Genomic DNA, 12,646 nt, shown 5'->3' with positions numbered 1-12,646 from the left:
GCGATGCAGGATTTTCCGATCATACGAACCGCCGGGGTGGACGGGCTGTTGATCAGCTTTGCCGCCGCTCTCAGCGAACCGGCCAACCGCGCTGCGCTGGCCTTTCGCGCCGCGCTCGAGGCGGAGGGCTGGGCAGGGGTCGAGGAAACCTCGTCCTCGCTGGTGTCGGCCTTCGTCCGGTTCGATCCGCTGCGCCTGACGCATGCCGCGCTGCGACAGCAGGTGCAGGCGCTGCTGGACCAGCGAGACTGGTACGCGGCCGACCTGCCGGGCGGGCGCAGGTTCTGGCGGGTGCCCACCGTCTTCGGCACGGATCTGGCGCCGCAGCTGGGGCAGGCGGTGCAGGCGGCGGGCCTGTCCGAGGCCGAGGCGATCCGGTCGCTGTCCGAAGCGCGGGTGCGGGTGCAGACCATCGGCTTTGCCCCCGGCCAGCCTTATCTGGGTGAATTGCCGCCCGCCTGGGACATCCCAAGGCAAAAGGAATTGACCCCGCGCGTGCCCGAAGGTGCGCTGGTGGTGGCGCTGCGGCAGCTTGTGCTGTTCTCGGTCACCACGCCGACCGGATGGCAACATGTGGGCCAAACCGCCATCCGCCTGTTCCAGCCGGATGTTCCCGAACCCTTCCTTTTGCGCCCCGGGGATGAGGTGCAGTTCACCCCCACCGACCCGGAAACGCTGGCGCGGATGCGCAGCGATCCGCGCGGCGGCGCCAGTTGCGAGCCGTTGGCATGAGCGCGCATCTGACCATATTGCGCGCCGGGCCCGGCCTGACGGTGCAGGACATGGGGCGACCCGGGTATCTGGACATGGGCCTGTCGCGCGGTGGTGCGGTGGACCGGCTTGCATTGGCCGAAGGCGCGGCGTTGCTGGGACAGCCCGACACTCTTGCCGCCGTGGAAATGGCTGGCATGGGCGGCGAATTCCAGGCCGATCAGGACTTGCGCATCGCCCTGACTGGCGCGCGGATGCGGGCGCAGATTGACGGCGCGACCGCGGTCTGGAACGCCTCGCACCTGCTGCCTGCGGGCGCCCGGCTCAGCATCGGGCCGGCCGTGGCCGGCAGCTATGGGTATCTCAGCGTCGGCGGCGGGGTGCAGGGTGACCCGGTATTGGGCGCCTGTTCGGCGCATTTGACGGCGGGGATCGGAGCCGTGCTGAAGGCGGGGGACCGCCTGGCGATCGGCTCGGACGCGGGCGGTGCAACCGGCATGACCTTCGACCCCGAGGACCGGTTCTCCGGCGGGGAAATCCGCATCGTGGCCAGCTTCCAGACCGACCTGTTCGCCGCCGACGTTCTGGAGCGGCTGCAAACCACCGCGTTTCGCCGGGACGTGCGCGCCAACCGCATGGGTGTGCGGCTGGAAAGCGACGGGCCGGGCTTTCATGTCTCGGGCGGGCGCAGCGTGCTGTCGGAAACCATCGTGCCGGGTGACATCCAGGTCACCGGCGACGGCACGCCCTTCGTGCTGTTGGCCGAGTGCCAGACTACCGGCGGCTATCCCCGCATCGGCACCGTTCTGCCCTGCGACCTGCCCAAGGTGGCGCAGGCCCCGGCCGGGGCCGATCTGCGGTTCCGCTTCGTGTCGCTGGACGAAGCGGTGGCGGCCGAGCGCGCCGCCGCCCAGGCCCGGGTCGCGCTGCCCCGGGCGCTGCGCCCGCTGATCCGCGATCCGCGCAGCATGTCCGACCTGCTATCCTATCAACTGATCAGCGGCGCCATCGCCCGCGAAGAGGACGTTTTGTAGAAAAGGAGCCTGTGCAATGGCACATCAAGTCGACCTGAACGCCGATATGGGCGAAAGCTTTGGCCCCTGGAAAATTGGCGATGACGCGGCGCTGCTGAAGATCGTGACGTCGGCCAACGTGGCCTGCGGGTTTCATGCGGGCGACTGGGACGTGATGGCCACGACGATGGCGCAGGCGGTCGAAAACGGCGTGGGCATCGGCGCGCATCCCGGCTTTGCCGATCTGCACGGCTTTGGGCGTCAGCGGATGCACTATCCCCTGCCGTCGCTGCAGAACCTGATCCGCTATCAGGTCGGCGCGGCGCAGGCGATGGCACGGACGGCCGGCGGGCAGGTGCGTCATCTGAAATTGCACGGCGCGCTGGCCAACATGGCGTCCGAGGATCAGGCGATGGCACGGGCCTGCTACGAGGCGGCGCTGTCGGTGGCTCCGGATCTGATCATCATGGTTCTGGCCGGAACCGCCCAGCAACGCGCCGCGCGCGACCTGGGCTGTCCGGTGGCCTGCGAGATCTTTGCCGATCGCGCCTACAACGATGACGCCACTCTGGTCGACCGCAGTCTGCCCGGCGCGGTGATCCACGACCCCGACCGTGCCGCCGCGCGCATGGTCGAGATGGTCAAGGCCGGGGCGATCATCACCGAAAGCGGCAAGCATATCCCGACCCGCATCGACACGATCTGCCTGCATGGAGACACGCCCACGGCGGTGTCGATTGCGGCCGGTGTCCGCCATGCCCTGCAGAAGAGCGGGGTTGAGCTCAAGCAGTTCGCCGGTGGCCCTGCCTAGGCTTCTCGATCGACGCGGCTGTTCAATGCGTCTCGCGTTCGATGACGCTGGGGTCCAAAAAGATACTCTCTTCGGGACGTCCGGGATCGACGAGCCTACGCTCCAGCAACGCGATGATCGCGTCAACGGCGGCGTCGATGGGGTTCCGGACTGTCGTCAGGCGGAATGTCGGCCATTTCGCCATGGCGATGTCGTCGAAACCAACAATCGCCAAATCGCCGGGTACGTTCAGAGACAGATCGCGCGCAGCCGATAGCGCCCCGATCGCCGTGGCGTCATTGGCGCAGACAAGCGCATCCAGAGAGGCGCGGGACAACAGACTGCGCGCGGAACCGTATCCGCTGTCGACCGAGTAATCAGTCGGGTGTTCGGCCACGAGGTCAAGCCCCGCCCGATCCAGCGCCTGGAGGACCCCGGCGCGGCGCCGCGAAGACGAGTAGAACTCCTCGGGTCCGCTGAGAAACCCGAACCGCCGCCGCCCCCGGCTGATCAGCAAGTCGGTGATCATGGTCATACCATCGGTATTGCGGCAGCAGACATTGTCGACACGGGGCCCTTGAACGGGACGGCCTGACGAGATCATTGGGATGCCGAACCGCGCACATCTGTCCACGATCTCTTCGGACATGCTGCCGCCGCGCAGAATCAATGCGTCCAACGGATAGCGCAGCAGCTCTCGCAGCGCCTGATCCGTGTTGGCGCCGGTTCGATCGATCAGAATGGGCCATTTCTTCAACCCGCTCAGGGCCTGGGCCAGTTCACCGACAAAGGCCGAGTCGTAGGGGCTGCGCATGTTGCCGACGAAGACGGCGACCAAATTTGATTGCCCGGCCTTGAGGCCAGCGGCCAGGGCATTCGGTTGATACCCGGTATCGGCTGCGATCTTGAGGATCCGTCTACGCTTCTCGGAATCGACATAGGCACCGGGCGTGAAAGCGCGCGAAACAGCTGAACGCGAGACGCCCGCAAGGTCCGCAACGGTCTGGGCCGTTGCGCGCCGGGGGCGTTTTGCGTCCTTGTTTCTCTCGCTACACATGCGGTTTGCGTTTCGCCTGTTCAGAGGGTTTCAACATTCTTGCAATGAATCGAATCTTTCATCAAACTGTCACGGTTGGAAGCTAGTGAACACGTGTGCACATTTTGCGAAAGGTGTCAGCCTTTTTCTGGATGTGAAATATGTCATCGGGGAAAATACCCCATAGTTTCCAGGGCTTTGGCCCGCCCGTAGGGGCGCAACATGAATCGGAGGAACTACATGATAAACGTCAAAACAGGTGCTGCTGCTGCCGCGTTCGCGATGATAGCGAATACGGTCTCGGCCGAAGTCGAGATTACGTGGTGGCACGCCATGGGAGGAGCCCTGGGTGACACCGTCAACCAGATTGCCGAGGATTTCAACGCGTCCCAGGACGACTACAAGATCACGCCGGTTTTCAAGGGCACATATGAAGAGACCCTGACCGCCGGCATCGCCGCATTCCGTGCGGGTGAACAGCCCAACGTCCTGCAGGTATTCGACGCCGGCGCCGCCACCGTGATTGGCGCTAAGGGCGCGACCGTTCCGGTTCAGGACCTGCTGGAGCAGAACGGCGTTGCGTTCGACATCGAGGACTATATCTCGGGCGTTCGCTACTTCTATGCCGACAGCGACGGCAAGATGATCGGGATGCCGTTCAACTCGTCCTCGCCCATCATGTATTACAACGTCGATGCGCTGGAAAAAGCGGGTGTGACGCCGCCGAAAACCTGGGAAGAGTTCCAGACCGTGACGGCGCCCGCGCTTAAAGAGGCTGGCTATATCGGCCTGTCGCAGTCGCATCTGCCCTGGATCTTCACCGAGAACTTCCATTCGCGCCACGACCTGCCGTTTGCCACCAACGACAACGGCTATGAAGGCGCTGACGGCACCAAGATTCTTGTCAACAACGACGCGATCAAGGCACACTTCACCGCCGTCAAAGACTGGAAGGACAACGGGTTCTTCGAATGGTATGGCACCGGCTGGAGCGACAACCAGACCCCGTTCGAAGAAGGCAAGGTTGCCATCTGGCTGGGCTCGTCCGGTTCGTTCGGCGGCCTGTCCAAGAAGGACCTGCCGTTCGAGTTTTCGGCCACCTTCCTGCCCTATTGGGAAGCTGTGACCAAGGAACCCAAGCAGACCTTCATCGGTGGCGCGGCCCTGTTCGCGATGGCCGGCAAGAGCGACGAGGAAAACAAGGCCACCGCGGCATTCTTCGAGTTCCTGACCAAGCCCGAAACCCAGTACATGTGGCACCGCGAGACCGGCTATGTTCCGATCACCACCGCCGCCTATGAAATGGCAAAGGGCGATGGTCACTATGACCGTGCTCCGGCCGCCGAAGTCGGCATCAAGCAGCTGTCGCTGCCTGCTGGTGAAAACACCAAGGGCTATCGCATGGGCTTCTACGTCCAGATTCGCGACGTGATGAACCGCGAATATGGCCGCATCCTGACGGGTGAAACCTCGGTCGAGGACGCCTTCAAGGCAATCGAGGACGAAGCCAACGGTCTGCTCGAGCGTTTCGCAAAGACCCAGAGCTGATCCCACTCGCCAAGAAACGGGCGGTCGCAGAAGTGCGACCGTCCTCCCTTTTTCGGAGTTTTCATGAAACGCGCTGGTTTTTCCACTCGCTGGCTGCCGGTTCTTCTGCTGTTGCCGCAGCTGTTGATCATCGCGGTCTTTTTCTACTGGCCTGCCGCTCACGCGGTGCAGTCTTCGTTCTTCCTGCAGGATCCGTTCGGGTTTGGGTCGACCTTCGTCGGGCTGGACAACTACAGCGACCTTGCCGGGAATTCCGAGTATCTCAGCATTGCCTGGTTTACGGTGATCTTCACCGTTTTGGTCACGTTCTTTTCGCTGTCGATCGCGTTGTTGCTGGCCGCGAAGGCCGACAATGTGCTGCGCGGCGCCAAGACCTATCGCACGCTGCTGATGTGGGTTTACGCCGTGGCGCCGCCGGTGGCGGGTTTCATCGGCCTGATCCTGTTCAACCAGAGCTGGGGGCCATTGACCGAACTGGCGCGCTCGATCGGGTGGGATTTCAAACTGGGCGTGAATTTCAATGACACCGCCACCGCGATGGTTATCGTTTCGGTCTGGAAACAGGTTCCGGTGAACTTCATCTTCTTTCTGTCTGGCCTGCAATCGATCCCGCGATCGGTGCGTGAGGCGGCTTTGATCGACAACCGCTCATCCACGGGTCGGTTCTGGGACGTGACTTTCCCCCTGCTGGCGCCGACCGGGTTTTTCCTGCTGATCATCAATATCACCTACGCATTGTTTGATACTTTCGGTGTGATCGACACGATGGTGAAGGGTGAGCCGGGCAACAACCCGATGACGTTGGTCTACAAGGTCTATGTGGACGGCTTCCGCGGCAACGACCTGGGTGGCAGCTCGGCGCAGTCGGTCGTTCTGATGGTTCTGGTTCTGGCCCTGACGGTGTTCCAGTTCCGGCTGGTCGAGCGCCGCATCCACTACACGTAAGGAGGGCAGACAATGACCGAAGCACATACCCCTGCGATGGCGTCCGCCACTTCACCCACCCAAACGCGAAAGCGCGGCATCCGACTGTCCACGATCCTTGATCACACGATCCTGATCGTCGGATCGTTGTTCATGATGCTGCCGCTGCTGATGATCTTCCAGATGACGACTGTTCCGGATGTCGAGGTGATCAAAACCGGACCCAGCCTGACGATCGGGGACGAACTTGGCCCCAACTTCCAGAAGGCAATGTTCGAGGCCTCGGGCTTTTCCGGCCAGAACACGGGCATGAACATGCTCAAGAACTCGTTCATCCTGGGCATCGGTTTTGCCCTCGGCAAGATCATCATCGGCATGATGGCGGCCTATGCGATCGTCTATTTCCGTCTGCGCTTCGCCACGCTGGCCTTCTGGGTGATCTTCACCACGTTGTTGCTGCCGCTCGAAGTGCGCATTCTGCCCTCGTACGAAGTGGTGCAGAAACTGGGGATGCTGAACACCTATCAGGGCCTCATCATCCCGCTGATCGCCTCGGCCACGGCCACGTTCTTCTTCAGGCAGTTCTTCCGCTCGGTTCCAGAAGAGTTGGTCGAGGCCGCGCGGATCGACGGCGCCGGCCCGGTGAAATTCTTCATCGACATCCTGGTGCCTCTGTCGCGTACGATGATTGCGGCGATGTTCATCATCATGTTCGTGTTCGGGTGGAACCAGTATTTGTGGCCCACGATGATCACCACCGAAGAGGACATGTTCACCCTGGTGCGCGGGATCAAGCAGATCACGCAGGTGCTGGAGGGCAACCGCATTCCCGAATACGGCCGGGCCAACCTGCTGGCGATAATCGCCATCATCCCCCCGGTCATGGTCGTCATCTTTTTCCAAAGCTGGTTCGTCAAGGGCCTGACGGAATCCGACAAGTAAGGCAGAATCAATGGCTCAGGTATCCCTGAAGAACATCCGAAAAATCTATCCCAACGGCGCCGAGGCGCTGACCCCGTCCAGTTTCGACATCGGTGATGGCGAATTCGTGGTTCTTGTCGGCCCGTCGGGCTGCGGCAAGTCCACTCTGCTGCGCATGGTGGCCGGCCTGGAAGAAATCACCGAAGGCGAACTGACGATCAATGGCCGCGTCATGAATGACGTTGACCCGGCCGATCGCGACATCGCCATGGTGTTCCAGAACTATGCGCTGTACCCGCACATGACCGTGCGCAAGAACATCGCCTATGGTCTGAAAAATCGAAAGACGCCCAAGGACGAAATCGACCGCAAGGTGGCCGAAGCCGCTTCGATGCTGAACCTGAACGAGTTTCTGGATCGAAAGCCCTCGCAACTGTCGGGCGGTCAACGCCAACGGGTTGCCATGGGGCGGGCCATCGTGCGTGATCCGGCGCTCTTCCTGTTCGACGAACCGCTGTCGAACCTCGATGCCAAGCTGCGCAACCAGATGCGGATCGAGATCAAGGCGCTGCAGCGGCGTCTGGGGGTGACCTCGATCTATGTCACCCATGACCAGGTCGAGGCGATGACCATGGCCGACCGCATCATCGTGATGAACGCGGGCCGGATCGAACAGATCGGCACCCCGGCCGAGATCTATCACCGTCCGGCCTCGACCTTCGTGGCCAGCTTCATGGGCGCTCCGCCGATGAACCTGATCGGCGCACGTCTGGAGGGCGGCCGCGTGATGATCAACGGCGACACGGTGCTTGCCACGGCCGAAGGGTCTGGCGCGGTGACTGTAGGTGTGCGACCCGAAGATGTACTGATCGGGGCGGAGGGCTCGATCGCTTTTCACGTCGACATTATCGAAGAGCTTGGCGCGCACCGCCTGTTGCACGGGCGTCTGGCGGATCAGGAGTTCACGATCCACGTGGGCAAGGATGTCGAAGCCGCGCCCGGAGAAACGCGGATCTCACTCAAGCCCGACGCGATCAGCCTGTTCCACCCGGAAACCGGAAAAGCCCTGTGATCACGAACATCGTGTCGTCTTTGCCGCCGGTCTCGGATGATGTCCGAGACCGCATATTGGCAGCGCCGCGAACGGCCGAGGCGCACCGCGCCCTGATGGCGCAGACACCGGCGATGAACGCGGTGCAACTGGGCGGAAACGCAACCCGGGACGTTCTGGGTGCACGTTTCTCGGCTGCGGCTTGGAATGTGGAACGTTGCCTGTTCCCCGAAGAAAGCGCAGCCCACCTGGCGGCTGTGACCCCGGACATCGTTCTGCTGTCCGAGGTGGACCACGGTATGTCCCGTACCGGTCAACGTCACACGACGGCAGAAATGGCCGGCAAGCTGGGTATGGCCTACGCCTTTGGAGTCGAGTTTCACGAACTGGATCTGGGCGGTCCGACCGAGCGCGCCTTTTGCAAGGATGATTTCAACACCCTCGGGTGGCATGGGAACGCGATTCTGTCCTCGGTTCCGTTCAAACGCGTGGCCATGATCCGTCTTGACGACCATGGCCACTGGTTTGCGGCCGAGTCCGGGGCGTCGGATCCGCAACAACCGCGGCTGGGTGGCCGAATGGCGATTGCTGCAGAAGTCGCGACCGAGAACGGGCCTGTATGCGTGGTCTCCACCCATCTGGAAAGCAACGCCGCGGCCGCGCATCGCCATGCGCAGTTTCAGCTTCTGCTGGATACGCTCGATGAGTTTGCGCCCGGGATGCCGGTGTTGATCGGTGGCGATCTGAATACCGGCAACCACCTGCCACCGGATTTCGACTGGCGCCGGGAAACCCTGTTTGCTTTGGCGGAGCAGCGCGGCTTTTCCTGGGAGTTCACGACCGAAGGCCACACCACCCGACCCAGCCTGATCACGCCGCACCCGGACCGGGTGATGAAGCTGGACTGGTTCGCCGGCAAGGGGCTGATCTGCCGCGACCGGGGTCTGCTGTCGTCGCTGACCGCTGACGCCAAGCCGCTCTCGGATCATGACTGTGTCTGGTGCGCGGTTGAAGTGCCTGACGCCGGGTGACTCCGGCCTGTCCGCGATATTTGGTCACGTGGCCAACGTCCCGATGAATTTCTGGGCGTTTTTTCGCGGTTCGACTGTGGAAAACGGTTTGGAAACCCCATAAGAACGAGGCCACCTATTCAACAGGCGGAAAACCAGTCCAGTGTTTGACCTCCCCGCGCAGCGCGCGCATCTTTCCGAGAAATTCGACCTGACCCCGTCGCCCGAGCTGGCCGCCAGCATGAGCGATATCTACGACCGCATGTCGCGTGTCGTCACGCCAGCGGACTGGGCGATCTACGCGCCCTATGTCAAGGCGATCAACGATCTGAAAGCCGAACGCAACGCGGTGATCCTGGGCCACAACTACATGACGCCCGAGATCTATCACGGCATTTCGGACTTCGTCGGCGACAGCCTGCAGCTGGCCATCAAGGCGACCGAGGTCGAGGCCGAGGTGATCGTGCAATGCGGCGTGCATTTCATGGCCGAGACCTCAAAGATCCTCAGCCCCGAAAAGACGGTTCTGATGCCCGACATGGAGGCCGGCTGTTCGCTGGCCGAGTCGATCACCGCCGAAGGCATCGCCGAGATGCGCCACCGTTATCCCGGCGCGCCGGTCGTGTCCTATGTGAACACCACGGCCGAGGTGAAGGCGGCATCCGACATCTGCTGCACGTCGTCCAACGCGGCGCAGATCGTGGCGGCGATGGACAGCGACACGGTCATCATGACCCCCGACCAGTACCTGGCGCAGAACGTGGCCCGCGACGTGCCGCAGAAGAACGTGGTCTGGTGGGAAGGCTCGTGCATCGTGCACGAGCAATACACGGCGCAGGACCTGCGTGAGTTCCGCGAATGGAACCCGGGCACCCGCCTGATTGCGCATCCCGAATGCCCGCCCGATGTTGTGGCCGAGGCCGATTTCTCGGGTTCGACCAGCGGCATCATCAAATATGTCACCGACGAACAGCCCGAAAAGGCGATGCTGATCACCGAGTGTTCGATGGCGTCGAACATCGCGGATGCGCTGCCGCAGGTCGATTTCGTCGGCCCCTGCAACATGTGCCCCTACATGAAAAAGATCACGCTGGAAAAGGTGTTGTACGCGCTGGACACCATGACCGGGCAGGTCGAGGTTGACCCCGACGTGGCGGAAAAAGCGCGCCTTTCCGTGCAGCGGATGATTGACCTGTCGCGCAAGCTGGGAATTTGATCGGGGCGATGCAGACGGTCTCGACCCCTCGGGTGGTCATCATCGGCGGCGGGCTGGCCGCGGTCTATACAGCGCTCAAGCTCGATCCGCACCCGGTGGTGGTGATCTCGCCCGAGCCGCTGGGCTCGGGTGCCAGTTCGGCTTGGGCGCAGGGAGGGGTGGCGGCGGCAATGGACCCGTCCGACAGCCCAGAAGCCCATGCCCGCGACACGATGCGCGCCGGTGCAGGGTCCGTCCTGCAGGAGGTGGCCGAGTTCGTTACCCGCGCGGCGCGGGATCACATTCTGGACCTGTCTGATCTGGGCACCGGGTTCGACCGGGACGCCGATGGCGGGTTCATCCAATCGCAGGAAGCGGCCCATTCGGTGGCCCGTGTGGTGCGCGTCAAGGGCGACCAGGCCGGTGCCGAGATCATGCGCGCCCTGATCGCCGAGCTAAGGCGGCGTGCTTCGGTCCAGGTGATCGAAGGGGCGCTGGCGGTGGGGCTGGAAAGCGACGGGGCCAAGGTCTCGGGCGTGTACCTGGCGCCGACCGATGCGCCGGGGGCCGAACCGGTGCTACTGCGCGGGGCGGCGCATGTACTGGCCACGGGCGGGTCGGCGGGGCTCTATGCTCGCACCACCAACCCGGCGCGTATCCGTGGGCAGGGGATCGGCATGGCCGCACGGGCCGGGGCCCGGATCGCCGATGCCGAGTTCATCCAGTTTCACCCCACCGCGATCGACGTGGGCGAGGACCCGATGCCTCTGGCTACCGAGGCTTTGCGTGGCGAGGGCGCAATACTGATCAACCGCCACGGCGAACGGTTCATGCAAGGCATCCACCCCGATGCCGAGCTGGCCCCACGTGATGTCGTGGCGCGCGCCGTCTATCTGGAAACCAAAGCCGGCAACCGGCCCGCGCTGGATACCCGCGCGGCGATCGGCGCGGCGATCCGCAGTCAGTTTCCGGCGGTGACCGAGGCCTGCCTGCGCAACGGTGTCGACCCCGTGACCCAACCGATCCCAGTGGCGGCGGCGGCGCATTACCACATGGGCGGCGTGGCAACCGACCTGAACGGCCGCAGCTCTCTGACCGGGCTCTGGGCATGTGGCGAGGCGGCCTCGACCGGGTTGCACGGGGCGAACCGGCTGGCGTCGAACGGTCTGCTCGAGGCGCTGGTCTTTGCCCGCGCCTGCGCCCGTGACATTGCGGGCACCCTGACGGTGGCCGACGCGCCCGAGGTGCGGCTGGGCCTGCCGTCGGGCGGCACCGAACCCGACCCCCAAGCCGTAGCCGAACTGCGCCAGGTCATGACCGATGGCGTTGGGGTGGTCCGCGACGCGGACGGGCTGCACCGCGCCTTGGGCCGGATCGCCGTGTTGGAGTCGCTGCACGGGCAGTCGCACCTGTTCCGAAGCATGACCGCAACCGCCACGCTGATCGCGGCAGCAGCGCTGATGCGCACCGAAAGCCGCGGCGCGCACTATCGGTCGGACTGTCCGGATGCGGCCGAAGGGCCGGGGCGGCGGTCTGATCTGACATTGGACGAGGCCGTGGCGCTGCGGTCGAAAATTTCAAAGGAAACCGCAACATGCATCATGCCACTGTCCCCGACCTGATCCTCGAACCGATGGTCCGCGCTGCGCTGTCCGAGGATCTGGGCACCTGCGGCGACATCACCACCCGTACCGTGATCCCAGCGGACGTGACCTACGCCGCGCGGCTGAACGCGCGCGAGGATGCGGTTGTGTCGGGCATGCAGGTGGCGGCCCTGGCGTTCCGGCTGGTGGACCCGACGTTGAAGATCACGCCGCTTGTGGCGGACGGGGACCGTTGCACCAAGGGCCAGACCCTCATGGAGATCGCCGGCAGCGCAGCCTCGATCCTGTCGGGGGAACGCGTGGCGCTGAACTTTGCCGGTCGTCTGACCGGGGTGGCGACCCTGACGGCCAAGCTGGTGGCGCAGACCGCCGGGACCAAGGCGCGCATCACCTGCACCCGCAAGACCACACCGGGCCTGCGCATCGTCGAGAAACTGGCCGTGCTGCATGGCGGCGGGTTCAATCACCGTCATTCGCTGTCGGATGCGATTCTGATCAAGGACAACCACATCGCCGCCGCCGGCGGGGTGCGCGCGGTGCTCGAGGCGGTCAAGGCGCGTGCGTCGCACATGATGAAGGTCGAGATCGAAGTGGACCGGCTGGACCAGTTGGCCGAGGTTCTGGAAACCGGCGGCGCCGATGTGGTGCTGCTGGACAACATGACGCCTGACATGCTGGCCGAGGCCGTGGCGATGGTGGATGGGCGTCTGGTGACCGAGGCGTCGGGCAATGTCACCGTGGATACGGTGGCCGAGATCGCGGCCATCGGGGTCGATTACATCTCGTCCGGGGCGCTGACCCATTCCTATCGGACAGCCGATCTGGGTCTGGATTTCTGATCAC

The 12,646-nt window shown here is 63.7% G+C and carries 12 protein-coding genes; 11 read left to right on the top strand and 1 reads right to left on the bottom strand.

The genetic code is table 11. The features are described from left to right. Window positions 1-3 precede the first annotated feature (3 nt). Genes ACR0NB_RS16170 through ACR0NB_RS16160 form a run of 3 tightly spaced genes read left to right on the top strand, consistent with a single transcriptional unit; the run spans window position 4 to window position 2,535 of the window. Window positions 4-732, top strand: coding sequence for a 5-oxoprolinase subunit B family protein (locus ACR0NB_RS16170; RefSeq protein WP_480776232.1), 729 nt, complete (start codon window positions 4-6; stop codon window positions 730-732). After that, complete coding sequence (locus ACR0NB_RS16165) at window positions 729-1,745, top strand: 5-oxoprolinase subunit C family protein (RefSeq protein ID WP_480776231.1); 1,017 nt, start codon at window positions 729-731, stop codon at window positions 1,743-1,745. Before ACR0NB_RS16170 ends, ACR0NB_RS16165 begins: the two co-directional genes overlap by 4 nt. A gap of 16 nt (window positions 1,746-1,761) precedes the next feature. After that, window positions 1,762-2,535, top strand: a complete 774-nt coding sequence (locus ACR0NB_RS16160) for a LamB/YcsF family protein (protein ID WP_480776230.1) — start codon at window positions 1,762-1,764, stop codon at window positions 2,533-2,535. A 22-nt stretch (window positions 2,536-2,557) separates the two neighbouring features. Here ACR0NB_RS16160 and ACR0NB_RS16155 read toward each other — a convergent pair whose 3' ends face one another. Continuing rightward, entirely contained in the window at window positions 2,558-3,571 is a 1,014-nt protein-coding gene (locus ACR0NB_RS16155) for a LacI family DNA-binding transcriptional regulator (RefSeq protein WP_480776229.1), read from the bottom strand. Between the two features lie 219 nt (window positions 3,572-3,790). Here ACR0NB_RS16155 and ACR0NB_RS16150 point away from each other — a divergent pair, with 219 nt between their 5' ends. The 8 genes from ACR0NB_RS16150 to nadC all read left to right on the top strand — a co-directional run bounded on the left by ACR0NB_RS16150 (window position 3,791) and on the right by nadC (window position 12,642). After that, on the top strand, window positions 3,791-5,098 hold the full coding sequence (locus ACR0NB_RS16150; RefSeq protein WP_437342531.1) for an extracellular solute-binding protein: 1,308 nt from the start codon (window positions 3,791-3,793) through the stop codon (window positions 5,096-5,098). Window positions 5,099-5,161: 63 nt separating this feature from the next. Further along, on the top strand, window positions 5,162-6,043 hold the full coding sequence (locus ACR0NB_RS16145; RefSeq protein WP_480776228.1) for an ABC transporter permease subunit: 882 nt from the start codon (window positions 5,162-5,164) through the stop codon (window positions 6,041-6,043). A 36-nt stretch (window positions 6,044-6,079) separates the two neighbouring features. Continuing rightward, complete coding sequence (locus ACR0NB_RS16140; protein ID WP_170341801.1) at window positions 6,080-6,964, top strand: ABC transporter permease subunit; 885 nt, start codon at window positions 6,080-6,082, stop codon at window positions 6,962-6,964. Window positions 6,965-6,974: 10 nt separating this feature from the next. Further along, on the top strand, window positions 6,975-8,015 hold the full coding sequence (locus ACR0NB_RS16135) for an ABC transporter ATP-binding protein (protein WP_170359557.1): 1,041 nt from the start codon (window positions 6,975-6,977) through the stop codon (window positions 8,013-8,015). Further along, window positions 8,015-9,025 (top strand): endonuclease/exonuclease/phosphatase family protein, encoded by a 1,011-nt coding sequence (locus ACR0NB_RS16130; protein WP_480776375.1) that lies wholly within the window; start codon window positions 8,015-8,017, stop codon window positions 9,023-9,025. Before ACR0NB_RS16135 ends, ACR0NB_RS16130 begins: the two co-directional genes overlap by 1 nt. A 142-nt stretch (window positions 9,026-9,167) precedes the next feature. After that, window positions 9,168-10,220 carry a quinolinate synthase NadA gene (gene nadA, locus ACR0NB_RS16125; protein WP_480776227.1) on the top strand — a complete coding sequence of 351 codons (1,053 nt, stop codon included), beginning with the start codon at window positions 9,168-9,170 and terminating at the stop codon, window positions 10,218-10,220. Between the two features lie 8 nt (window positions 10,221-10,228). Then, window positions 10,229-11,821 carry an L-aspartate oxidase gene (locus tag ACR0NB_RS16120; protein ID WP_480776226.1) on the top strand — a complete coding sequence of 531 codons (1,593 nt, stop codon included), beginning with the start codon at window positions 10,229-10,231 and terminating at the stop codon, window positions 11,819-11,821. Next, on the top strand, window positions 11,794-12,642 hold the full coding sequence (gene nadC / locus ACR0NB_RS16115) for a carboxylating nicotinate-nucleotide diphosphorylase (RefSeq protein ID WP_480776225.1): 849 nt from the start codon (window positions 11,794-11,796) through the stop codon (window positions 12,640-12,642). The genes ACR0NB_RS16120 and nadC overlap by 28 nt, the downstream gene beginning before the upstream one ends. Window positions 12,643-12,646 lie beyond the last annotated feature (4 nt).

The organism is Ruegeria sp. CG3 (assembly GCF_056537205.1).
Note: the sequence above shows the minus strand (reverse complement) of the source record. Positions and strands in the feature narration are given on the sequence as shown.

Excerpts from the sequence above, each read along its gene's own strand:
- ACR0NB_RS16120 (WP_480776226.1), top strand. The coding sequence starts at position 10,229 with ATGCAGACGGTCTCGACCCCTCGGGTGGTCATCATCGGCGGCGGGCTG.
- ACR0NB_RS16140 (WP_170341801.1), top strand. The coding sequence starts at position 6,080 with ATGGCGTCCGCCACTTCACCCACCCAAACGCGAAAGCGCGGCATCCGA.
- ACR0NB_RS16170 (WP_480776232.1), top strand. The coding sequence starts at position 4 with ATGCAGGATTTTCCGATCATACGAACCGCCGGGGTGGACGGGCTGTTG.
- nadC (WP_480776225.1), top strand. The coding sequence starts at position 11,794 with ATGCATCATGCCACTGTCCCCGACCTGATCCTCGAACCGATGGTCCGC.
- ACR0NB_RS16155 (WP_480776229.1), bottom strand. The coding sequence starts at position 3,571 with ATGTGTAGCGAGAGAAACAAGGACGCAAAACGCCCCCGGCGCGCAACG.
- ACR0NB_RS16160 (WP_480776230.1), top strand. The coding sequence starts at position 1,762 with ATGGCACATCAAGTCGACCTGAACGCCGATATGGGCGAAAGCTTTGGC.
- ACR0NB_RS16165 (WP_480776231.1), top strand. The coding sequence starts at position 729 with ATGAGCGCGCATCTGACCATATTGCGCGCCGGGCCCGGCCTGACGGTG.
- ACR0NB_RS16145 (WP_480776228.1), top strand. The coding sequence starts at position 5,162 with ATGAAACGCGCTGGTTTTTCCACTCGCTGGCTGCCGGTTCTTCTGCTG.
- ACR0NB_RS16150 (WP_437342531.1), top strand. The coding sequence starts at position 3,791 with ATGATAAACGTCAAAACAGGTGCTGCTGCTGCCGCGTTCGCGATGATA.
- ACR0NB_RS16135 (WP_170359557.1), top strand. The coding sequence starts at position 6,975 with ATGGCTCAGGTATCCCTGAAGAACATCCGAAAAATCTATCCCAACGGC.